At 52.0% G+C, this 21,616-nt stretch carries 21 protein-coding genes; 4 read left to right on the top strand and 17 right to left on the bottom strand.

Going from position 1 to position 21,616, the window contains the following annotated elements:
- Window positions 1-8 precede the first annotated feature (8 nt).
- The 3 genes from ispF to J2T14_RS29875 are packed head-to-tail and all read right to left on the bottom strand — an operon-like array spanning window position 9 to window position 2,346.
- On the bottom strand, window positions 9-488 hold the full coding sequence (ispF, locus tag J2T14_RS29885; protein ID WP_307208457.1) for a 2-C-methyl-D-erythritol 2,4-cyclodiphosphate synthase: 480 nt from the start codon (window positions 486-488) through the stop codon (window positions 9-11).
- Entirely contained in the window at window positions 485-1,204 is a 720-nt protein-coding gene (gene ispD, locus J2T14_RS29880; protein ID WP_307476818.1) for a 2-C-methyl-D-erythritol 4-phosphate cytidylyltransferase, read from the bottom strand. Before ispD ends, ispF begins: the two co-directional genes overlap by 4 nt.
- Window positions 1,205-1,248: 44 nt before the next feature.
- Window positions 1,249-2,346, bottom strand: coding sequence for a PIN/TRAM domain-containing protein (locus J2T14_RS29875; protein ID WP_307476816.1), 1,098 nt, complete (start codon window positions 2,344-2,346; stop codon window positions 1,249-1,251).
- A 362-nt stretch (window positions 2,347-2,708) separates the two neighbouring features.
- Between J2T14_RS29875 and J2T14_RS29870 the strand changes: the two genes are divergently transcribed.
- Window positions 2,709-3,104 carry a DUF1573 domain-containing protein gene (locus tag J2T14_RS29870; RefSeq protein ID WP_307208453.1) on the top strand — a complete coding sequence of 132 codons (396 nt, stop codon included), beginning with the start codon at window positions 2,709-2,711 and terminating at the stop codon, window positions 3,102-3,104.
- 65 nt (window positions 3,105-3,169) lie between these two features.
- Here the strand turns inward: J2T14_RS29870 and pssA are convergent, their stop codons facing one another.
- The 4 genes from pssA to J2T14_RS29850 all read right to left on the bottom strand — a co-directional run bounded on the left by pssA (window position 3,170) and on the right by J2T14_RS29850 (window position 7,338).
- The gene (gene pssA, locus J2T14_RS29865; RefSeq protein ID WP_307208452.1) at window positions 3,170-3,916 is read right to left on the bottom strand and encodes a CDP-diacylglycerol--serine O-phosphatidyltransferase; all 747 of its coding nucleotides are present in this window, start codon (window positions 3,914-3,916) and stop codon (window positions 3,170-3,172) included.
- Between the two features lie 88 nt (window positions 3,917-4,004).
- The gene (disA, locus tag J2T14_RS29860) at window positions 4,005-5,081 is read right to left on the bottom strand and encodes a DNA integrity scanning diadenylate cyclase DisA (protein ID WP_307208451.1); all 1,077 of its coding nucleotides are present in this window, start codon (window positions 5,079-5,081) and stop codon (window positions 4,005-4,007) included.
- A gap of 10 nt (window positions 5,082-5,091) precedes the next feature.
- Window positions 5,092-6,459, bottom strand: coding sequence for a DNA repair protein RadA (radA, locus tag J2T14_RS29855; protein ID WP_307476814.1), 1,368 nt, complete (start codon window positions 6,457-6,459; stop codon window positions 5,092-5,094).
- A 528-nt stretch (window positions 6,460-6,987) separates the two neighbouring features.
- Window positions 6,988-7,338, bottom strand: coding sequence for an antibiotic biosynthesis monooxygenase (locus J2T14_RS29850; RefSeq protein ID WP_307476812.1), 351 nt, complete (start codon window positions 7,336-7,338; stop codon window positions 6,988-6,990).
- A gap of 251 nt (window positions 7,339-7,589) precedes the next feature.
- Between J2T14_RS29850 and J2T14_RS29845 the strand changes: the two genes are divergently transcribed.
- Window positions 7,590-8,111, top strand: a complete 522-nt coding sequence (locus tag J2T14_RS29845) for a sigma-70 family RNA polymerase sigma factor (RefSeq protein WP_307476810.1) — start codon at window positions 7,590-7,592, stop codon at window positions 8,109-8,111.
- On the top strand, window positions 8,104-9,462 hold the full coding sequence (locus J2T14_RS29840) for a DUF4179 domain-containing protein (RefSeq protein WP_307476808.1): 1,359 nt from the start codon (window positions 8,104-8,106) through the stop codon (window positions 9,460-9,462). Before J2T14_RS29845 ends, J2T14_RS29840 begins: the two co-directional genes overlap by 8 nt.
- A 223-nt stretch (window positions 9,463-9,685) precedes the next feature.
- On the opposite strand, the gene clpC is transcribed toward J2T14_RS29840, so the two are convergent.
- The 10 genes from clpC to J2T14_RS29790 form a co-directional block, all read right to left on the bottom strand.
- Window positions 9,686-12,145 (bottom strand): ATP-dependent protease ATP-binding subunit ClpC, encoded by a 2,460-nt coding sequence (gene clpC / locus J2T14_RS29835; RefSeq protein ID WP_307476806.1) that lies wholly within the window; start codon window positions 12,143-12,145, stop codon window positions 9,686-9,688.
- Window positions 12,142-13,227 carry a protein arginine kinase gene (locus tag J2T14_RS29830; RefSeq protein ID WP_307208445.1) on the bottom strand — a complete coding sequence of 362 codons (1,086 nt, stop codon included), beginning with the start codon at window positions 13,225-13,227 and terminating at the stop codon, window positions 12,142-12,144. The genes clpC and J2T14_RS29830 overlap by 4 nt, the downstream gene beginning before the upstream one ends.
- A 35-nt stretch (window positions 13,228-13,262) precedes the next feature.
- On the bottom strand, window positions 13,263-13,784 hold the full coding sequence (locus tag J2T14_RS29825) for a UvrB/UvrC motif-containing protein (RefSeq protein ID WP_307476804.1): 522 nt from the start codon (window positions 13,782-13,784) through the stop codon (window positions 13,263-13,265).
- 25 nt (window positions 13,785-13,809) lie between these two features.
- On the bottom strand, window positions 13,810-14,271 hold the full coding sequence (locus J2T14_RS29820) for a CtsR family transcriptional regulator (protein ID WP_307208443.1): 462 nt from the start codon (window positions 14,269-14,271) through the stop codon (window positions 13,810-13,812).
- Window positions 14,272-14,658: 387 nt separating this feature from the next.
- Complete coding sequence (locus J2T14_RS29815) at window positions 14,659-15,537, bottom strand: metallophosphoesterase family protein (protein WP_307476802.1); 879 nt, start codon at window positions 15,535-15,537, stop codon at window positions 14,659-14,661.
- A 58-nt stretch (window positions 15,538-15,595) separates the two neighbouring features.
- The gene (locus J2T14_RS29810; RefSeq protein ID WP_307476851.1) at window positions 15,596-15,937 is read right to left on the bottom strand and encodes a DMT family transporter; all 342 of its coding nucleotides are present in this window, start codon (window positions 15,935-15,937) and stop codon (window positions 15,596-15,598) included.
- A 14-nt stretch (window positions 15,938-15,951) separates the two neighbouring features.
- On the bottom strand, window positions 15,952-16,716 hold the full coding sequence (locus tag J2T14_RS29805; protein WP_307476800.1) for an HAD family hydrolase: 765 nt from the start codon (window positions 16,714-16,716) through the stop codon (window positions 15,952-15,954).
- A gap of 143 nt (window positions 16,717-16,859) precedes the next feature.
- Window positions 16,860-18,221: an ABC transporter substrate-binding protein gene (locus J2T14_RS29800; RefSeq protein ID WP_307476798.1), complete on the bottom strand. Its 1,362-nt coding sequence runs from the start codon at window positions 18,219-18,221 to the stop codon at window positions 16,860-16,862.
- 43 nt (window positions 18,222-18,264) lie between these two features.
- Window positions 18,265-19,074, bottom strand: a complete 810-nt coding sequence (locus J2T14_RS29795; protein WP_373458237.1) for a carbohydrate ABC transporter permease — start codon at window positions 19,072-19,074, stop codon at window positions 18,265-18,267.
- Window positions 19,075-19,145: 71 nt separating this feature from the next.
- Window positions 19,146-20,024, bottom strand: a complete 879-nt coding sequence (locus J2T14_RS29790; protein ID WP_307208438.1) for a carbohydrate ABC transporter permease — start codon at window positions 20,022-20,024, stop codon at window positions 19,146-19,148.
- A gap of 232 nt (window positions 20,025-20,256) precedes the next feature.
- Here J2T14_RS29790 and J2T14_RS29785 point away from each other — a divergent pair, with 232 nt between their 5' ends.
- Window positions 20,257-20,850: a GbsR/MarR family transcriptional regulator gene (locus J2T14_RS29785; protein ID WP_307208437.1), complete on the top strand. Its 594-nt coding sequence runs from the start codon at window positions 20,257-20,259 to the stop codon at window positions 20,848-20,850.
- Window positions 20,851-21,616 lie beyond the last annotated feature (766 nt).

The raw sequence follows: 21,616 nt of genomic DNA, 5'->3' as shown, positions 1-21,616 counted from the left end.
AGATTTAATTAGTCCGCTTTAACCAAACAAACGACCGACTGCGCCGCAATGCCTTCGCCGCGTCCCGCGAAGCCTAGCTGCTCCGTCGTCGTTGCCTTCACGTTCACTTGCGATACATCCGCTTCAAGCGCCTTCGCAATAATTTCCGTCATTTGCGGAATGTACGGCAGCATCTTAGGGCGTTGAGCAATAATGGTCGAATCAATATTGCCAAGCTTATAACCTTTTTCCCGAATCAGCTTCCACACATGTTCCAGCAGTTTCAAGCTGTCCGCATCCTTATAAGCAGCATCCGTGTCGGGAAAATGCTTGCCGATGTCGCCCATTCCAAGCGCGCCCAGAATGGCATCCGTAATGGCATGCAGCAGCACATCCGCATCGGAATGCCCAAGCAGTCCCTTCTCGTAAGGAATCGTTACGCCTCCGATAATGCAAGGACGACCCTCCACCAATTGATGCACATCGAATCCCTGTCCCACTCGTATCACTTCTGATCAACCTTCCCCTCTGCCAGTTCGGCACGACGCTTTGCGAGCAGGAACTCCGCCCATGGCAAATCATCGGGCGTCGTAATCTTAATATTCGTATATTCGCCCTCTGCGACAGTGACTTTTGCTCCCGTTCGCTCCACGACCATCGCGTCATCGGTGCCGATGAAGCCTGCAGCCTCCGCCTGCTCATGCGCATCCAGCAGCAATGCATGACGAAAAGCTTGCGGCGTTTGTATCGCCCACAAGCTTCGGCGGTCCGGCGTGGCAGTAATGACGCCCGCTTCATCCACTTGCTTAATCGTGTCCTTCACGGGAACGGCGAGCACGGCAGCCTCGCTGCGCTCAGCCGTTTCGCAGCAGCGTTGTACCGCTTCAGCGGACACAAGCGGGCGAACGCCGTCATGCACCATAACCCACTCGGACGTAATCGCTTTAAGCCCGATATGGACCGAATGCTGACGCTCCTTGCCTCCTGCGAGGACAGCCGTCACTTTCGCAAACCCGTAGTGGGAAACCCATTCTTGGCACCGCTTCACATCGTCCGCTCCGACGACGAGCACCGTTTCCTTCACGGCATCCATCCGCTCGAACAGCTCCAGCGTATGCACCAGAATAGGCTTGTCCGCCAACTGCAAATATTGCTTGCTCTCTTTCGTTCCCATTCGCGTCCCGCGTCCGGCCGCGACGATCACGACTCCCCAATTTGCTACCATGCTCTAACCTGCCTAACGCTCTATGATAGTTCTATCATACCTTGTTAGAGCGCTTTTTCCAACAGCTTCGGCTTCGCGAATATCATCCGGCCCGCCGACGTCTGCAGCACGCTTGTTACGAGCACTTCCATCGTCGTGCCGATATAGTCGCGGCCGCCTTCAACGACGATCATCGTGCCGTCATCCAGGTAGGCTACGCCTTGGCCATGCTCCTTGCCGTCTTTAATCACTTGAACGATAATTTCTTCTCCCGGCAGGACAACCGGCTTCACCGCGTTGGCCAAATCATTGATATTGAGCACCGATACGCCTTGCAGCTCGCATACTTTGTTCAGGTTGAAGTCGTTCGTCACCACTTTGCCGTGCAGCGCCTTGGCAAGCTTCACCAGCTTGCTGTCCACCTCTCCGATCTCCTCGAAGTCTCCCTCGTAGATCAGAACGCGAACGTCGAGCTCCTTCTGAATTTTGTTCAAAATATCCAGGCCGCGGCGTCCTCTGTTGCGCTTCAGCAAATCCGAGGAATCCGCAATATGCTGCAGCTCCTCCAGCACGAATTCCGGAATGACCAGCGTGCCTTCGATAAAACCGGTTTTGCAAATATCCGCAATCCGTCCGTCGATAATGACGCTCGTATCGAGAATTTTATGCTCCTCGTAGCCTCCCGTTTCCTCGGGCTCGGGGGCTGTGCGCCGTTTCTCCAGCATTGCGTTGAAACCGGTAGCCAGCTCTTCTTTCTTGTGCATGCCTATGCTAAGCCCCAAATACCCGAAGATCAGCATCATCGCAGCGGGAATCAGCCTTCCCATACCGCTGAAATCGGATACGGCCGGGTAGAGAAGCACAGCGAGCAGCAAGCCCGACAGCAAACCTCCGGCGCCCGCGATCAAATCCTTCATCGGAAGCGCAGCCGTCTGCTCCGCTCCCTTCTGCATATACCGAATGACCTGTCCTGCCAGCATCGTTGCTGCAATGACTCCAAAAACCGCGCCAACCGCTACATTCATGTAATAAGTGCCCGATCGCTGCAGCATACCGAATGATGAGCTTGACCAAAGCGCCGCTCCGTTCATCCATCCATATACTTCGCCGCCGGCCATTCCGCCAAACAACATACCCATTATTTGAATTATTCGTCTAACCATTACGGTTCACCTCCATTAACAATTATGTTCCAATAATAGGCAGGTTAATCGTAGCAGCCGGATGAATTTGCAAAAATGTTCAAGCTCGCAATGCCGCCTCAGCGAAAATCGATTGTTGCCGTTAAGACATTAGTGAGGCTTATCTCATCCAGAGTGAGGTGAACCTCACATAAATCAGCCGCAAAAACCCGCATTGCCTATGGCCGAACATGACAATACAGAGACCTTTGAATACGGTCGCTCATCATGAATAACCTCGATTGAGATTTTTTTCATAATTCACATTTTGAAAACGACTGTCCTGAGGCTTATAATGGGAATTGAGATTACTTTCGTAGAGGTTGGTGAAAGAGGTGGAATCGATGAGCGCTCCAACACTGAATCAATTTCAGCAGCAGGTATCCGAATTGCTGCTTAGGCACCGAAGCCTGCTAGACGTCATGTCCAAGTTCGGACAATCGGGCGCTTCCGTGAATCGTGCCGTATCCAAAGCCGTAACGGATTGCGGCTGCATTGAGTTGAACGCCAAAAAACAGCAATACTCGGATGAGCTTGATCTCGAAAACTCAAAAACAACGCTGCAAAGCCATCTCTCCGGAGAGGTGTGCGAACATTGCCGGGACGTACTGAAGTCCGAGCTCGGACGCAATTTGTTTTACATGACCGCTTTATGCAATCTACTTAACATTGAACTCGACGAAGTAATCGCAGACGAATACGACAAATGCTCCACGCTCGGCTTATTTAATTTAACGTAAGTGATAAACACAAAAAACCGCCTTGTCTGCTTCGGAGCAGAGGCGGTTTTTTTGGATTTATAAGACTAAGCGGTATGCTCGGATTTTACGGGGTCGTCCGATTGATCCTGTCTGTTGCCGCGCTTGCGGGTCCGTTTCTTGAGACGGCGATCAACGTTTTTTTTTAGTCCGTACAGCGCATAGAGAAGAAGCGGCACGAACAAAATTTTGGACAATTGATGTTTAAATAAAAGACCTAATACGACCGAAACCGCAACGATAATCGGCACTACCCAAACTGCGCTTTTTGGAATGCCGACTTTCTTGAAATTCGGATATTTAATTGTACTAACCATTAGGATGGAGAGCACAAGCGTACTTGCCAGCAAGACCGATACCGCTATATCATCCTTAAATAACGCAAGCGTTGCCAGCACGCCACCGGCCGCAGGAATCGGCAGTCCGATAAAATAACCCGGCGAGCTTGCGATTACGTTAAATCGAGCGAGTCTAAGTGCTCCGCAAATCGGGAACAGGGCCGTTACAATCCAGGCGAATGCCGGACTTAAATCTTGGAAAGCGACCACGTACATAATAAAAGCTGGCGCTACGCCAAACGAAATAACGTCGGATAACGAATCAAGCTCCTTGCCGAACTCGCTTTGGGCATTAAGCGCCCGAGCGACACGTCCGTCTACGCCGTCAAGCAGCATAGCGATAAGCACCATCATTGCTGCCGTTTCCGGTTTTTCGTTGAACACAAGGATGATGGCGATTACTCCTAGGAATAAGTTCCCCACCGTGAGAAGGCTCGGTATCGACTTTGTGATCATCTTTTCCACCTCTTCTCTACTATGCCCCAAAACCTGTTACTGATGTATCTCTACGCGACAGGACCACATTCCATCAATTGTATGAGATTTAAATTTGTCTGTCAATGAACATCTGCTCTTGGATCCGCTTCAGCCCTTCCTTAATGGCGCGGGCGCGAACCTCGCCTATGCCGTCCACCTCATCCAATTCCTCGATTGTCGCCATCAAAATATGAGGCAATCGGCCGAAACGTTCCACCAAATTGTTCATAATGATGATCGGCAACCTTGGAATCTTGTTCAGCAGGCGGAAGCCGCGTGGCGATACGGATTCGTCTGACATATTGTTCGTATGCGAGTAGCCGATCAACCGAACGATAGGCGGCGCGTCCAGTAATTCATCCGAACTGAGCTTCTTAAGGCCGGCCCTTATTTCTCTTATTTTCTCATCGGAATTGTCTTTGGCGTAGTCCTTGAGCAAATACCAAGCATCCTCTTCGACGCCGCCGATCAACTCATCCAGCTGCATGCTGATCAATCGTCCTTCGGTGCCAAGCTCATTGACGTAACGTTTAATTTCCATCTTAACGCGAAGCACCATCTCCACGCGCTGAATAACGTGAGCGACCTCTTGGAGCGTGACCAATTCCTCGAATTCAAGCGCCGACAAATTCGTGAACGATTGACTCAGCACGGCCTTGTATTTCTCCAGCGTCTGAATGGCCTGGTTCGCCTTCGTCAGTATAACGCCCATGTCTTTAAGCGAATAGCGAAGGTTGCCTTGATACAGGGTAATGACGTTACGTCTTTGCGAAATGGAGACGACCAGCTTACCCGTCTGCTTCGCCACCCGCTCCGCCGTCCGGTGTCGGATGCCCGTCTCGATCGATGGAATCGAGCTGTTCGGAATGAGCTGCGTATTCGCATACAGAATGCGCCGCATATCCTCGCTCATAATAATTGCTCCGTCCATCTTGGCGAGCTCATATAAGTAGTTCGACGAGAAATCGCAATTAATCGAGAAGCCCCCGTCTACAACTTCCATCACCTCGGGACTGTAACCGACTACGATTAACGCTCCCGTCTTGGCGCGCAGCACGTTCTCCAGCCCTTCGCGAAATGGGGTGCCTGGCGCGACTAGCTGCAACAATTGATTCATAACTTCGAGCTGCGTAGGTTCTTTCATCGTTTGCCCCCTATCCAAGCGCTGCCTTAAGTGCTTCCGCCACCGTGCTGACGCCGATAATTTCTATACCCTCGGGTGCTTTCCAGCCCTTGAGGCTCTTCTCCGGCATGATGACTCGTTTGAAACCGAGCTTCTCTGCCTCCTTCACCCGCTGTTCCGCTCGCGATACCGCGCGAACCTCGCCTGTTAGGCCTACCTCGCCGAATATGACATCGTAAGGCTTTGTCGGCGCATCGCGGAAGCTCGATGCCAAGCTGACCGCCGCTGCCAGATCGACCGCGGGCTCATCCAGCTTGACGCCCCCCGCTACGTTCAAGTACGCATCCTGCGTCTGGAGGAACATCCCGTTGCGCTTCTCCAATACGGCGATAATTAGCGCCATCCGATGATGGTCGATGCCGGTCGACATCCGCCGCGGCGACGGGAAGTTCGTCGTTGCGACGAGCGCCTGCAGCTCGACGAGCACCGGCCGTGTCCCTTCCATACTAGCCACGACCGTTGAGCCCGAAACGCCAAGCGGCCGTTCGGAGAGGAACAGCTCGGAGGGATTGGATACCTCCCGAAGCCCCTCCTCTCCCATTTCGAAAATACCGATCTCGTTCGTTGATCCGAAGCGGTTCTTCACCGCCCGAAGCAAGCGGTATGTATGATGGCGTTCGCCTTCAAAGTACAAGACGCAGTCAACCATATGCTCCAGCAGCCGCGGGCCTGCGATCGCGCCTTCCTTCGTTACATGGCCTACCAGCACCGTCGCGATACCTCTAACCTTCGCTACTCTCATGAAATGCGCCGTACATTCACGTACTTGCGCAACGCTTCCCGGCGCCGATTGGACGCCTGGATCGTACACCGTCTGAATCGAATCGATGACAAGAAAGTCCGGCTGCAGCGAATCGATGGCATCGTTAATGTGCTCCATATTGGTCTCGCACAATACATACAGCGATTCCGTCAACGCTCCGAGGCGATCCGCCCGCAGCCGCGTCTGGCGCACCGATTCCTCGCCGGAAATGTACAGCACCTTAAGCCCTTTGACGGCCAAGGCGTGAGACGTCTGCAGCAGCAGCGTCGACTTCCCGATACCGGGATCGCCGCCGACGAGTATGAGCGAGCCTGGAACGACGCCGCCACCGAGCACGCGGTTAAGCTCCAGCATCTTCGTCTCAATACGCGGTTCCTGCCCATTTTCTATATGTATGATCGATAGCGGCTTTTCTTTCGTATGAAGCGACGACAATCCGACACCTTGCGTCTTAACCACCGTTTCCTTCTCTTCCACCATGGAATTCCATGCGTGGCAGCCCGGGCATTTGCCGAGCCATTTGGCGGATTCGGTACCGCATTCGGTACAGACGAATTTTGTTTTTATTTTGGCCATTCCGTACTCCTTAAGCTGTTAGTTAAACGCCTTAGCGCCAACATATAAAGTTTACCATTTTATCCCGCTTCAATAAACACACATTATATACGAAAAAAATAATGCACAGGATGCGCAAAGTTGTTTCCTTCTCGCGGGCTTTAGTGTTATTATTTTCAACTTGGCAACAATCCACACCTCATTAAATAAGAACAAGCCAAATGATCCACATGTGGACAAGTACATTGTGATTATTGACATTCACATATGCACATTGCATTTACCGAATAACGAGGCAGGTTGATCGAAACAAGCCAATTATCCACATGCACCCTCGACCTGCATCTCGGAACCCGTATCGATACCTTTTTGAAGTGAGGGAGAGGTTAAATACGATTTGAACGATATATCCTATATATCGGACTTATCCACATGATTATGAACAGCTTGTGCACAATATTTTGTGGATAACATTGTAGAATTCCGGAGGTGTATGCAAAAAAAAGCTCATACCCGCTTAAGGATATGAGCTTGGACCGCGTAGCAATATCAGGAGTGCCGGGATAAGAGAACCCTATGGGTCGATAGCTGCGAACCGAGCATAATATTTTCGGAAGATCTCGGAACTCCGTCGTCCGTGCTTCCCGATTGTTCAAGCATTCCCTTATGGGTCTGCGTCTGTCGGAAGCTTTCGCTGTTCACCCAAGCGTCGAAGTGCTCCTTCTTCTCCCAGGTCGTGCTGACCTTCAATTCATCATGGCCTTCGATATGCTCGGTCATCAGCACTTCCATCCGGACGAAGCCCGGCGACCGATCGATGCCTTTCGATTGATGAAGTCGCTGTGCAATCGATTCTCCGTGCCCTTTCTTCACCTTTATCGTATTCGTAACGACGATCATGTCCGTGCCTCCTCATATGGAAAGAGAATGTTTCTTCGTTCTCAAACTGCGTCGCAGATTATTCATTCATTATACGATAATGATTCTCATTGTCAATATTAGTGCAATCGCGACTTCTTCTGCTTTATAAATGGGCTTGCGAGTGTATAGGGTTACTTAACGATAGTTGATTTCTTATTTTCCATGCGTGAACCTTTTGTCCCCGCCATTCATCTAATCTATATATTTTATACGAAAGGAGTAAGCCGCCTATGAGCCAGCAAGATGATATCCTTCAAGCGAAGCGCGGCAATCACGACGCCTTTGTCCGTATTATTAAAGCGTGCGAGCCATCGATGTACCGTCTAGCCAAGTCGTATTTGAAGACGGATACGGAATGCGCCGATGCGATGCAAGAAACGATACTCAAAGCATTCCAGTCGATCCGCACGCTGCGGGAGCCTCAATATTTTAAAACCTGGCTGCTGCGTATCTTGATCAATGAATGCAATCGGCTGCTGAAGCATCGAAGCCAAGTCATACCGATTGCCGACATCGCCGAACGCAGCTCCCATAGCCATGAACCTCAGCATTATGGGCTTAACGAAGCAGTACAAGCACTTGAGGAGGATCTTCGTGTCACGATTACGTTATTCTACATGGAGGATTTGCCGCTTAAGGAAATTGCACAGCTGCTCGAATTGCCCGAAGGCACGGTCAAATCCCGCTTATACCGCGCTCGTGAGAAGCTATCTCGTTATATACGACAGGAAAGGAGCATGACCAATGAATGATCATGAACCGGATATGGAATTAAATCGAATGCTGAGGCAGTCTTATTCGCCCGTGCCGGAGCTGGTTAGCTCGCGTGTGGATGAAACCTTACTATCACTCAAGAAACGGAATCGGCTTCCGAGAAAAGCCGCCGTTGGCGTTACAGCAGCCGTTGCATCGCTTGCCTTGCTCGTCGGCTCCTCCTTCGTATCTCCGACGATCGCCGGAGCATTAACGAATACACCGCTGATTGGATCGGTCTTCGAGATGGTCGGCGATGCCGGCTTGCAGCTATCCGGACAGAAGGGCATTGCAACCAAGCTGAATCAAGCAGCAGAAGATAAAGGGATTCGCATGACGGTTACCGATGTGTTATATGACGGCATTCGGCTAGCGATTGGCTATACGATTGAGGCAGAGCATTTTGTAACGCCTTCGAATGCTGAAATGCTCATTAACGGCGAACCGGTGGAAACGCTCCTCGGCGGCGGCGGTTCTTCCGAAGTGGGAAATAATCAATACACCGGATATCTGGATTATGAAGCTGACGGCACTCTCCCCGACCAATTCGAGCTTACGTTGAAGCTGAAAGGCATACAGCACTACTCGAACGATACGGGATGGCAGACAACGAAAGGCTCTTGGAATTTCCGCCTTCCTGTCAGCAAGCTGACAGAGGGAATAACGGTACGCTCATTTGATGAAACGCCGCCTAGCGCTACATCAGGAGAAACGACATTATCGGTCAAAAAAGTGACAATGACGCCTGCCATCACGGCGATCAACGTGGAATTGGCAGAGAAAAGCACCGTAGTGGAACGAGGCTTCTTCGTATACGACGATAAAGGACAACAGCTTCAATACTCCGGTTACAGAGGCTATAGCGACTATTCCAAAGAACTAGATCTGTACAAAACGGAGTACCGGATTCACTTTTCCCCAATCGAAGCCCTGCCGGAATTTTTGGTTATTAAGCCTTATAAACTAGATACTTCAGGCAAAACTTTAGTAAAAAATCAAACTGCGTTCGATCCGGAACTGCTGCCTATCGCCCTAACGCAAGGGGGGACCGGTACGGTAACGATAACGGAAGCGGAGCTTTTGCCCGATAAAACGGTGTTGCATTTCAAGGTAGAAGGCTTAGATCCGTTCAATCAGGCTAACTCCTTCTGGCTCGAGGACGGTAACGGAGAACTGCTTACAAAGCTTGGAGCCCCAAAGCTTGCAGACCGCAGTACGTATTCGTTTACGCAAGAGTACGCACCGCTGCAGCTGGAGGATTCGAGTGGCAAGTCCATGTATTTGGCTGGTTGGAAATTGCCTGCTCCAGCTATCTGGGATGAACTGGCCGTTAAAATTCCAGTCAAATAAGGATTCATCCACAGGCTGGCCGATTGTGAATAAGTCCGACTCGGAAGCTTGACCTGCGATATATCCACATGTGGATGAAGGTTTGGCGGCGCAAAACCAGAATCAAATGCTCCCGGCAGAAGTGGATGATCGGGTTGATGAGGAAAGCAAATCGCCGAAATCCCGCATGAATTAGAAATCAAAAAGAGGTTGAAGGGCTTATGCCCCTCAACCTCTTCGTGCTTTATTTGGTAGCCGGCTCTTCGGGAGCAGGCGCTACGGCTGCTTTCGTAACGGTCAGCGCGCCGTCCTTTTCGTCGATCGTGAACGCGTCGCCCTTCTGGATATTGCCTATAAGCAGATCCTCGGAAAGACGGTCCTCGATATGCTTCTGAATCGCGCGGCGCAGCGGACGCGCGCCGTATTGCGGATCGTAGCCTTCCTTCGCAAGGAATGCCTTCGCGGCATCGGTCAATATGAAGTCTACCTCTTGCTCGCGCAGACGCTTGCGCAGTTCGTCGGACATGAGCGTCACGATCTGAGCGATATGCTCCTCGCCAAGCGAGTGGAACACGATGCTCTCGTCGATCCGGTTCAAGAACTCCGGACGGAAGCTTTTCTTAAGCTCAGCCATCACTTTGTCTTTCATTATCGTGAAGTCTCTTCCCGCATCTTGCACGGCCGTGAAGCCGAGCGATGAATTGCGTTTGATTTGATCAGCGCCGACGTTGGACGTCATGATGATGAGCGTGTTGCGGAAGTCAACGACACGGCCTTTGGAATCGGTCAGACGACCGTCCTCAAGCACTTGAAGCAAGATATTGAATACTTCCGGATGTGCTTTCTCGATCTCGTCAAGCAGGACAACCGAGTACGGCTTGCGGCGAACCTTTTCTGTAAGCTGGCCGCCCTCTTCGTAGCCGACATAACCTGGAGGCGCTCCGACGAGACGCGAAGTCGAATGCTTCTCCATATATTCCGACATATCGATGCGGATGACCGCATTCTCGTCGCCGAACATCGCTTCCGCAAGCGCGCGCGCCAGCTCCGTCTTACCTACCCCAGTAGGGCCAAGGAAGATGAACGAGCCGATCGGGCGCTTCGGATCCTTCAGACCTGCGCGGGCGCGGCGGATCGCGCGGGATACCGACTTGACGGCTTCCTCTTGACCGATAACGCGGCCATGCAGGATCGATTCCATCTTCAGCAGACGCTCCGTTTCTTCTTCAGCCAGCTTGCTGACCGGAATGCCGGTCCAGCTTGCAACCACTTGAGCGATATCTTCCGGCGTAACTTCGGAATCGGTGCGGCCTTGTTTTTCTTTCCATTGGTTCTTCGTTACGTCAAGCTCTTCGCGAATCTTCTGTTCGGTATCGCGAAGCGCCGCCGCCTTCTCGAACTCTTGGCTTTGAACGGCTGCGTCCTTCTCCTTGCGTATATCTTCAAGACGGTTCTCGAGCTGCTTCAAGTTCGGCGGTACCGTGTAGGAGTTCAGTCTTACTTTGGAGCTTGCTTCGTCGATCAGGTCAATGGCTTTGTCCGGCAGGAAGCGGTCCGTAATGTAACGGTCCGACAGCTTAACCGCTTGAACGATCGCATCGTCCGTAATTTTCACGCGGTGATGCGCCTCGTAACGATCGCGCAAACCGTGCAATATTTGAATCGCTTCTTCCGGCGATGGCTGATCGACCGTGATCGGTTGGAAGCGGCGTTCAAGAGCTGCATCCTTCTCGATGTACTTGCGATATTCATCCAGCGTCGTAGCCCCTATGCACTGCAGCTCGCCGCGGGCAAGCGCCGGCTTCAAGATGTTGGAGGCGTCAATTGCGCCTTCCGCGCCGCCTGCTCCGATCAGCGTATGAAGCTCATCGATGAACAGAATGATATTTCCGGCTTGGCGAATTTCATCCATGATTTTTTTCAAACGATCCTCGAACTCGCCGCGGTACTTCGTTCCAGCGACAACGGAGCCCATATCAAGCGTCATAACCCGCTTGTCGCGGAGCGTCTCCGGAATTTCGTTGGCGATAATTTTCTGGGCAAGCCCTTCGGCGATAGCCGTCTTACCAACGCCAGGTTCGCCGATCAATACAGGATTATTTTTCGTACGGCGGCTGAGCACTTGAATAACGCGCTCGATTTCCTTGCTCCGTCCGATAACCGGATCAAGGTTGTTTTCTTTGGCGTATGCCGTAAGGTCTCTAGCCAGCCCATCGAGCGTTGGAGTGCTCACGTTCGCCTGAGATCCGTGACTGCTCGATACAGCTTCGCTGCTGCCAAGCAGCTGCAGCACTTGTTGACGCGCTTTGTTCAGGCTAATACCCAGGTTGTTAAGCACGCGGGCAGCCACGCCTTCGCCTTCGCGAATGAGACCAAGCAGAATATGCTCCGTGCCTACGTACGTATGGCCGAGCTTTCTCGCTTCGTCCATCGACAGTTCAATGACTTTCTTAGCTCGCGGCGTGTAAGCAATATTGTTCGGCTGCTCTTGGCCGCGCCCGATGAGCGCTTCCACCTCGTCTTGAATTTTCTCAAGGCCAAGTCCTAATCCAATAAGCGCCTTAGCCGCAATGCCTTCCCCTTCGCGGATAAGACCGAGCAAAATATGCTCCGTGCCGATATTGTTATGTCCAAGCCGCACCGCTTCCTCTTGCGCCAATGCGAGCACCTTCTGAGCTCGTTCCGTAAACCGTCCAAACATCATATCCACGCACCCCCATGCTCGGTTTCCCCACGCAATTGCTTGCGTATGAGTTCTGCTCTCCTGTAATCCCTTTGCTCCGGACTCATCTTCTCATTAAAAGTTTGTTGAAGAAATCCGGGCTGCGTCATTACCAATAATTCATTCAGTACTTGCGGCGCCACATTCGGTAATAGACCGAGGTCTGCGCCAAGCCTCACATCCGACAACCGCTGTGCAGCTTCCTTGGAATCCATAATCGCCGCATGGGACAAGATGCCGTATGAACGGCTCACCCGATCCTCGATGCGAAGCCGCGATTCCTCCAGAAGCCGCCTGCGTGCCGCCTTCTCATGCTCGATGATCTGCTTGGCTACGCCATGCAAGTTATCAATAATTTCGTTCTCCGATTGCCCGAGCGTAATTTGATTCGAAATTTGAAACAAATTACCGAGCGCTTCGCTGCCCTCGCCGTACAATCCTCTAACGGCCAGCCCGACTTGCGTTACCGCCGATAAAATGCGGTTGATTTGCTGGGTCAGCACCAGCGCCGGCAAATGCATCATCACCGACGCCCGTATGCCCGTTCCGACGTTCGTCGGACAAGACGTTAAGTAGCCGCGTTTCTCGTCGAAAGCGTAATCCGCCTCCGCTTCAAAAATATCGTCAATTCCGCTGGCCAATGTCCAAGCCTCTTGGATCTGAAAACCCGGATATAAACATTGGATGCGCAAATGATCTTCTTCGTTAATCATAATGCTGACGGATTCGTCATGATTGAGAATAACAGCTCCGCCTCGCGACTCATTGGCCAAGTTGGGACTAATGAGATGCTTCTCCACAAGCACTCGCTTATCGAGCTCGCTCAGTTCGGATAACAGCACCGTCTCGAATTGCCCGATTTCGCTTAACCTGCCTGCTTTGCCAACCTTAGTGAGCTGCTCCATCACTTCCTTGGATTGCTGGTTCGTGGCCAGCATCGGGAATGGATGATGGCGCAAGTTGCGAGCGATTCGGACTCGGCTGCTAATGACGACCTCGGTATCGGGTCCTCCGCTCTTCATCCAATCGCTTAGCGCTTCTTGCGTAAATCGATGCTTCGTCAAGAGAGACTTCCTCCTTCCATGCCAGCTTACAGCGTCTACAGATCCGCTATCTTGCGTTCCAACTCGCGAATGCGGTCACGCAGTTTAGCTGCGCTTTCGAACTCCTCTTGCTCGATCTGCGCTTGCAAATCGCGCCGAAGCTGTTCGATCTCCCGCTTGCACTGAATTTGTCCGCCTGAACGCTTCGGAATTTTTCCCATATGGACCGTACTGCCATGAACCCGCTTCAGCAATGGATCAAGTTTATCGGCAAACTGCTGGTAGCAAGCGCTGCAGCCGAATCTCCCGATCTTGCTGAATTGCGTATACGTTAAACCGCATTCCTCGCAACGTATCGCTTGCTGCTGCTGATTCGCGAAGCTGGGTCCGCCAGTCGATTCGAAGTCAAGAAGTCCCGACAGCAAGCTATGAATAGAAAAACTATTCGGTGCCCCCGGTATGCCCTCGCCCTTCTCTCTGGCGCAGCCTTCACAAATGTGAAACTCCGTTTTCTCGCCGTTAATAATTTTCGTAAAATGAAGCGTTGCCGGCCTCTTACCGCATTCCTGGCAAATCAAGCCTGATCCCTCCTCCCGGTACGCGCTACTTGACTAATAATGAAATGAGCATCGACTTGAGCAGCCTTGCCCGAATTTCATCCCTCTGCGGCAGCTTAAGCGCGATGGTTTCCCTATGCACCGCTGCCCGAAGCAAATTAGCCTCGCGCCTCGTCACCAGTCTTGCTTCCTCAAGCTGATAAATAATGCCTTCCGCCGCACTCTGATCGACACAATCGCCAATCGTTTGTTCGAAATGGAGTTGGATCGAATTAAGCGCCGGAAGATCAACCCGTTGGATACGGATATAGCCTCCGCCTCCGCGCTTACTTTCAACCATGTATCCTTTCTCCAGCGTGAACCGGGTACTAATGACATAGTTGATCTGCGAAGGAACGCAAGAAAACTTGTCAGCGAGGTCGTTCCGTTGAATCTCGACAGCGCCGCCGGCGCTATCATCCAGCATATGCTTCAAATACTGTTCGATGAGATCGGAAATATTTCTCAAATGACCAACCTCCTTACCGGTAAAGCATTGGCCAAAGGAGCTTCATCGCAGCCGCCAAAGCGGCTTATTGACTTTGACTTTCTTTGACTTTAACTTCATTATACTCAAAATATTCCTCGGGTCAAGTCACAAAGATTAAATTTTCTGACGATTCCAATCTGGTGGCGTTCTTGCCAATCCCTATCCTCCAAAATGCCAAAAAAACCGCGGCACACCTCTAATACTTAGCTTTGTGCGCTCCGGCTTTTTTTATACCTGCATCCGTTCAACTACTTGTGTCTATAAACAGACGATGAACTTTAGATTACACTTTGCAGTGCAACATAACGACAAAAAAACCTATCGCATCGTATGCAATAGGTTCGTCGAGCTTGACGTTTTGATTTGCTATAACCCCTTCAGGTTCGTTCCCACTTCAAAATCGGCGGCGGCCAACCAACTGCCTTCCGCGAAATTCCGGCCGCGCACGCGCACCCTGTCCCCGTAGATTTCGACATAATAACCTTGACTGCCTTGTACGTAGGCATCATCGTCATTCCACAGGTAGGCGACCGATGCGGTGTTGAACATGACCGGCCCCCGCTCGTCCGCTCGATGCATCGTGTGCGGAGAATCCAGATGCCAATGCGTGTGCCCGGTGAACAACAGCGTCTGCGGATGCTTAAGCAGCACCGAACGCAGCGCCTCGTCCTCTTCCACGCCGAACCAGGCTTGGTGCTCCAGAGAGCCGGCTACCGTGTTTTTCAAAGGTTGATGGAGAAATACGAATGTCGGCTTGCCCGTCGCCGCGTCTTCCCCCAGCTTCTCGTCCAGCCAGGCAAGCTGGGTTTCCGACAGACTTGCGAACCGCTCCAGCCCTCGCTCCGTCCCGAGAAAAATAAAATGATAACCGCCGATCCAGTGATCGTGATAGGTGTCTCTTCTGCCGCTGACCGATTCGAAACCTTCCATCCGGTACGCCCAATCTCCCAGCGCGACATCGTGATTGCCCACCGTATAGATAAGGGTTGGCACACGCTCCCGATAGTCAGACAAAATACGCTTCAGCGCTTCGTACTCTTCGATCAGCCCATGATCGGTAATATCCCCGACGTGCATGATACCGCAGCTTTCGGATGCATATTCGCTTGATGCGATATCCTCCAGCGCCAGCCGAAGATGACGGTTGTACAAATGATTATCGTCGGATCTAATATGCGTATCCGATAGAATCTGGAAGCATGCAACCATCTCCGTCTGCTCCATCTCATCGGCTCTATTTTCCATAACAATTCCCCCTCCGCTAATGGGCAAGCCAAAGCTTGCCGTACCTAATGACAGCCCGTCAGGAATGCGCTTTGGAGCTCATGTTCAGCCCCACCACCCCCACGACGATAACAAGCATCCATAGCATCGAAACCATTGACAATCGCTCGTGAAACAGCCAGACTCCCGCCGCCGAAATGAGTACAATGCCGATACCCGACCATGTTGCGTAAGCGATGCTCATATCCATATAACGCAATGCATAATTCAAACAAGTGAAGCTGATTGCGTAAAATAAAAACATGAGTACCGACGGCCACAGCCGCGAAAAGCCTTCCGACATTTTCATGGACAACGTGCCGCTTAGTTCGAGCACGATGGCAAGACCAAGAAACAGCCAGCCAAGATCGATTCCATTCATTCCTTTCAAATTAGCTAGCCCCCCAACCGCAATTCCTCGTAGCCTGAAATGATATGGCTTGCATCGGGGTAGGCAGCAGTGCCGCCAGCAAGCGCAATTCGCAGAGCAGCGCCTGCCGCACGTCCCATCAGCATATCGCCGTTCGTATCGCCGATGACGGCCGTTCTTGCCGGCTGAACGCCTAGTCTCGAGCAAGCGAGCTCCGCCATATCGCCGAACGGCTTGCCGCGCTCCACCTGGTCCGTACCGATTATCATCCCAAAGTAAGGACGAATGCCAAGCCACTCCAAATGACGTAGCGCCGCATCGGTTTCGTCGGCCGTTACGACGGCAATCGGCAGTCCCTGCTGCCTGCAAGCGTCAAGAAATGACTTTACGCCTGCCAGCAGCCGTGCAGGCCGCTTTATTTCCAGCATGGCGCTGGCCTCCTCGCCGCACCGGATAGCCGCCGACCTCGATTCTGCCCAGGACATGCCGGCAAGGTAGCCTTGCCAGGCGAGCACGGCGTACAAGTCGGCCATCGTGCCCATAGCCAGCGGTCCATTGCGGTCGTATCCGATAATTCGGCCGCTTTCATGATGCTGCGCACCCCATAGCGACGGAATCGCTGCCGCATCAAGCGCCTTCAAACCGCGAACGGTCAGTTCTGTGCCAAACGCGGTTATAACACATTCGCTCCAAAAGCCCCACATCGATACAAAATCAAGCAAAGTGCCGTCCTTATCAAATAAAATCGCATCAATCTCATGCATATCGCCGCAAACGGCTAGCTGTGCCATTGTTTTCACCTCTCTCTCGGCCCGTAACCGTTCTATGCTGCCTCTTCCATTCTAAGGCGTTGCTTAGCCGCAGTTGCTCCCGAAAAAAGCCCGCGCGTCGCCCGCGTCAGACGCCCCGTTGCCGCTGCGGCTGCAACTTGATCCTATTTCGTTACCGCATCCAGCGCCTTCTGCGCTACTTCCTTCGCTTCCTTAAGCGCTTCTGCCGCCGGCTTGTTGCCGATCTGCACCTTATCCGCCGCAATCGTTAATGCATCCGTAATTTTGCCGCCTGTCGGATCAATGAACGGCTTGCTCGCATGGGAGGCTTGCATGAGCGGAATACGGCTTTGCGGATTCGCCTCGCCGTAAGCTTTGAACTCGGGATCATCGAGCGCGGATTGACGAACCGCAATATACCCTGTGTTCATTGACCAGAAAGCCGTATTCTCGGTGTTGCTGAAGTACGTCAGCCATTTGAACGCCGCTTCTTGCTGCTCCTTGCTTGCTTTGGCCGGAATGCCCGCCATGATTCCGTTTGCTACCGGTTTGCCTTTGCCGTCGACGACGCCTTCCCAGCCTGGCTGCTCCATAGCTGCAAGCTGCGTGAAGTCGAGGTCGCCTTGGTCGCCGCTGGAGCCTGTATACCCTGCCGCATTGCCTTTCATCACGTCGTCGATCGTTTTGTACCAATACTCCCAGCCTTGGCCTCCGGAGTGAATGCGCATAATTTGATCCTCGTGAATCCATTTGCGGAACAGCTCCCATGTTTCCACCCATTCCGGTGAATCAATCAGAACGGTTTTACCGTCCTCGCTAAGCACCGATCCGCCTTTGCTGAACACCGCGTCCATCATATTGTCGCGTCCCCACATCGGCTCCCAGCCGTAGAACGTCGTTTTACCGTTTTCCTTCACGGTCATCTTCGCCGCGGCATCCGCTAGCGCTTCCCAAGTCGTCAGGTTTTCGGCTTTCAGTCCGTGCTTCTCGAGTGCGTCCTTGCGGTAATACATCACTTGGGTCGTGCCGTACATCGGGAGGAAATATTGCTTGCCATCCACTTGTCCCTGCTCGATAAAAGTAGGCACGAAGTCGTCCGCGTTCAAATCCGTTGCCGCAGCCATCAATCCGTCCAGCTCGGCATAGTAGCCTTTGCGCGCCCAGTCGTTGTTGGACGACAGCACAGCAGCCGGAACCTTGTCCGCGGCAATCGCAGCCTGCAGCTTTTGCTCCGTTTCGGAGTAGTCTGCCTGGACGACCCCTTGAACGATTACTTCCGATTGCGATGCGTTGAATTTGTCGATAATCTTCTTCATATTGTCGCCGAGATTGCCGCCAAGACCGTACCAGAACTCGATCTTCACCGGCTCGGCAGCCGCCGTTTGTTCGGGAGCGGCGTTCGTTGCTGAGTTAGCCGCCGTATTGGATCCTTCCTGCGAGTTCGCTCCCATGTTGGAGCCGCAAGCCGTTAGCAGCGCAAAGCTTGAAATAAGCGTAAAAGCAACACCTTTATTTAACCAGTTCATCGTTATGCCTCCATTAGCAATAATATGATTTCTCTTTTATCTCCTACCCTTTGTTGACGCCAGCCGAAAAATTGACGCTTTGCATAATCGTTTTTTGCGTGAAAAGAAACAGCAGCAGCAGCGGAGCGATAGTGAAGGCGCTGGCGGCCATAATGAGCGGCCACTTCAGCCCGTATGCACCTCCCTCCACAAAAAAGCTGCGCAGCCCCGCCGATACAAGCTGCAAATCCGGATTTTTCGTAATGAGCATCGGCCAGAAGTAGTTGTTGTATTGTTCAATGAACGTAATGAGCACCAGCACGGCGAAGGAAGCCCTCGTTAGCGGAACGATTATCGTCCATAGAATACGCAGATGGGAAGCGCCGTCGATCCGGCCCGCCTCCACAAGCTCGTGGGAAACCTGCAAGAACGCTTGTCGAATGAGAAAAATCGAAAAGACGCTGACCGAGTTGGATAAAATGAGCCCCGCATAGCTATCGAGCAAATGAAGCTTGGACAAGACGACGTAACCCGGCAAATATACGGCTGTCGTCGGCACCATGTAACTCACGAGTACGATCGCGGTAAGCGGCCCCTTCAAGCGAAACGGCATATGAGTCAGCGCGTACGCCATCATACCCGAATTGACGACCTGGATTAGAGCAATAGCGCAGGCGACCGTCACGCTGTTCAATATATACCTTTCGAAATTAGCGCTCTGCCAAGCATCGACAAAGTTGCTCCATAGCGGAACGGCCGGCCACAGCGCCGGCGGCGTCTGCCAAATTTCATCGTTGGTTTTCAATCCGCTGGTTACCATCCAGTAAAACGGGAAGGCCATAACCGCGCACAAAACAATTAGCAGCACATGCATCAAAACTCGCTTAATTCCGTAACTTTGGGACATTCATCGCATTCCTTCCTATACGGGCCAGCCGGCCGTCATTAATAATGAACCGACTTACGGCTCAAGGTGAATGAAACGAGCGACAGCAACGCGCAGCCCGCAACCAGCGTCACCGCTACGGCCGAAGCCTCGCCGATATTAAACGCTTCGAATGCCGACTGGTAATATAGATACAGCAAAGTGCGCGTCGAGCCGGCCGGACCTCCTTGCGTCATAATGTTGATCTGATCGTAAGCCTGCAGCGAGGAAATCACGAGCACGACCGTCAGGAAAAACGTTGTCGGCGAAATCAGAGGCAGCGTAATTTGCCAAAACTTACGCGATGCTCCCGCCCCATCGATGCTTGCAGCTTCCAAAATATCGCCCGGCACATTGCGCAGCGCCACCAGATAGAATACCATCGCCCAGCCGATTCCCTTCCAGATAGTAACGAGCAGAATACCGACTAACGCCCAGTCCGGATCGCTCAGCCAGCCTACGCCTTCCGCGCCGAACAATCTTAGCACCGCATTCGCAAGTCCCGCCTCCGGCTCGAAAATCCACGACCATACGATCGATACCGCAACGGTTGGCGTAACCCACGGCGAGAACAGCAGCGCCCGGTACGCGCCGCCCACCCGCATCTTTCGGTTCAACAGCACCGCCAGGGCGAGACCGCCCGCAAGCGTCGGCAGCACATTGCCTAACACAAACAGAAGCGTCACCTTGAGCGAGTCGTATAATGCCGGGTTTTGCAGCAACGCGATATAATTGTCCAGACCGACAAACGGCTTGTCCTCGCTCATGAAGTCCCAGCTCGTCAGACTTAAATAGAACACATAGCCGATCGGGAACAACCAGAACACGGTGAGCGGCACCATAGCGGGCAACGTGAACAGCAGCGCCTGCAACTCCCGGCCTAATCTCAACCCGTTCATATTGATTACCTCCGTTCAAATTATATTTAATAACAAGGAAATAAATCGATAAACAACCCGTCTATATCTATCGTACAAAAAAAATTGTACAATTGATTTGATAGAGGATGGTTATCGCTACGTAAACTTTACCTAAATAAAATGTAAAGAAAACGCATCGTATTATGCTTTAGGTCGGCAAAGGCATCTAGTATAATGAAGGAAACATGCATACGAGATTGGCGGTGACGGCATGACGGATGGAAATAGTCAAAGCACCAAGGAGAGCGGCAATTTGAACGAAAGTGAAAACGCCCCTGCCGGACGGCGGAGCGAGCTGCGGAGAACGGTAATTAACGCCATCGCCGATACGATGGATTTATATGGGGCGACTTATTCTTTTGGCCAGCTTTATGGCATTATGTATTTCGAGGACAAGCCCATGACGCTTGAAGATATGAAAACCCATATGAACATGAGCAAAAGCAATATGAGCTACGCCGTGAGATCGTTGATGGAATCGAAAATGGTGACCAAGCTGGAGGAGAAGCAGGAGCGCAAGGATTTGTATGTAGCCGAAACGGACTTCTTCCTCGCTTTCCGAAATTTCTTCACGATGAAACTGCAACGGGAAATCGATGTGATGAAATCGGCTATCGAAGAGGTTATTCCGGAGCTGTCCGACATTATTCTTTCTATCGATACACCCGATGACGAACGCAAAAGCTGTCTGCAGGATCTGCACAAGCTGCGTCAGGCGCTTGATTACTACGGGTGGCTGCAGCAATTCGTAAAGCAGCTTGAGAACGGCTCATTTTTCAATCTTCCGCAAAATAGAGAAGGATAGGCTCCGTATATCAGGATGGATATTTGATCTTTGGGTACCTTACGCACCTCTGAATTCGTCAGCTAACGAACCTAAGGAGCACTAATCGGCTACTATTACGAAATCATTGCTGTTATGGAACTCAGTTGTGCTTATTACGCTAATAAGGAGCACTTTTCGGAGCGTCCGAGGTTCGTAAGATACGCTCATTGCTAACAATTCGACCAATAAGATGCTGGGGATTCGTAAGGAGAAGAGTATAGAGAGTGTACGTGAAAAAAATCACCAACCGCAAATCGATGCGCTTGGTCCCTCTTCCTTGGCGTCGGGCATAGCGCACCGGATGAGTTGGATTCGTGTTGTTACTTCGAGGTCGGCATCTGAAATTTCCTCTAACGCCGGGCTTGCTCCCTCGCCTATTCATCGACTGAAGGTTCAGTTACTCTCCAGGGCTGGGAGAGGTAAGTCCCCTGCTTCTGCAAACAACAAAAAACCTACCGCATCTACATGCGGTAGGTTCCTCATGCTTGGCGTCGGGCATACCGCACCGGATGAGTTGGCTTTCGTGTTGTTACTTCGAGGTCGGCATCTGAACCTTCCTCTCCTCTAACGCCGGGCTTGCTTCCTCGCCTATCGACTGAAGGTTCAGTTACTCGCCCGGGCCGGGAGAGGTAAGCCCCCTACTTCTGCATACAACAAAAAACCTACCGCATCTACATGCGGTAGGTTCCTCGTGCTTGGCGACGTCCTACTCTCCCAGGACCCTGCGGTCCAAGTACCATTGGCG

Origin of the sequence: Paenibacillus harenae (assembly GCF_030812415.1) — a bacterium.
In the GTDB taxonomy this organism is placed as follows: Bacteria; Bacillota; Bacilli; order Paenibacillales; family Paenibacillaceae; genus Pristimantibacillus; species Pristimantibacillus harenae_A.
This window is presented reverse-complemented; position numbering and strand designations above follow the sequence as displayed.

Excerpts from the sequence above, each read along its gene's own strand:
- ispD (WP_307476818.1), bottom strand. The coding sequence starts at position 1,204 with ATGGTAGCAAATTGGGGAGTCGTGATCGTCGCGGCCGGACGCGGGACG.
- J2T14_RS29875 (WP_307476816.1), bottom strand. The coding sequence starts at position 2,346 with ATGGTTAGACGAATAATTCAAATAATGGGTATGTTGTTTGGCGGAATG.
- J2T14_RS29870 (WP_307208453.1), top strand. The coding sequence starts at position 2,709 with ATGAGCGCTCCAACACTGAATCAATTTCAGCAGCAGGTATCCGAATTG.
- pssA (WP_307208452.1), bottom strand. The coding sequence starts at position 3,916 with ATGATCACAAAGTCGATACCGAGCCTTCTCACGGTGGGGAACTTATTC.
- disA (WP_307208451.1), bottom strand. The coding sequence starts at position 5,081 with ATGAAAGAACCTACGCAGCTCGAAGTTATGAATCAATTGTTGCAGCTA.
- radA (WP_307476814.1), bottom strand. The coding sequence starts at position 6,459 with ATGGCCAAAATAAAAACAAAATTCGTCTGTACCGAATGCGGTACCGAA.
- J2T14_RS29850 (WP_307476812.1), bottom strand. The coding sequence starts at position 7,338 with ATGATCGTCGTTACGAATACGATAAAGGTGAAGAAAGGGCACGGAGAA.
- J2T14_RS29845 (WP_307476810.1), top strand. The coding sequence starts at position 7,590 with ATGAGCCAGCAAGATGATATCCTTCAAGCGAAGCGCGGCAATCACGAC.
- J2T14_RS29840 (WP_307476808.1), top strand. The coding sequence starts at position 8,104 with ATGAATGATCATGAACCGGATATGGAATTAAATCGAATGCTGAGGCAG.
- clpC (WP_307476806.1), bottom strand. The coding sequence starts at position 12,145 with ATGATGTTTGGACGGTTTACGGAACGAGCTCAGAAGGTGCTCGCATTG.
- J2T14_RS29815 (WP_307476802.1), bottom strand. The coding sequence starts at position 15,537 with ATGGAAAATAGAGCCGATGAGATGGAGCAGACGGAGATGGTTGCATGC.
- J2T14_RS29810 (WP_307476851.1), bottom strand. The coding sequence starts at position 15,937 with ATGAATGGAATCGATCTTGGCTGGCTGTTTCTTGGTCTTGCCATCGTG.
- J2T14_RS29805 (WP_307476800.1), bottom strand. The coding sequence starts at position 16,716 with ATGGCACAGCTAGCCGTTTGCGGCGATATGCATGAGATTGATGCGATT.
- J2T14_RS29800 (WP_307476798.1), bottom strand. The coding sequence starts at position 18,221 with ATGAACTGGTTAAATAAAGGTGTTGCTTTTACGCTTATTTCAAGCTTT.
- J2T14_RS29795 (WP_373458237.1), bottom strand. The coding sequence starts at position 19,074 with ATGCATGTGCTGCTAATTGTTTTGTGCGCGGTTATGGCCTTCCCGTTT.
- J2T14_RS29790 (WP_307208438.1), bottom strand. The coding sequence starts at position 20,024 with ATGAACGGGTTGAGATTAGGCCGGGAGTTGCAGGCGCTGCTGTTCACG.
- J2T14_RS29785 (WP_307208437.1), top strand. The coding sequence starts at position 20,257 with ATGACGGATGGAAATAGTCAAAGCACCAAGGAGAGCGGCAATTTGAAC.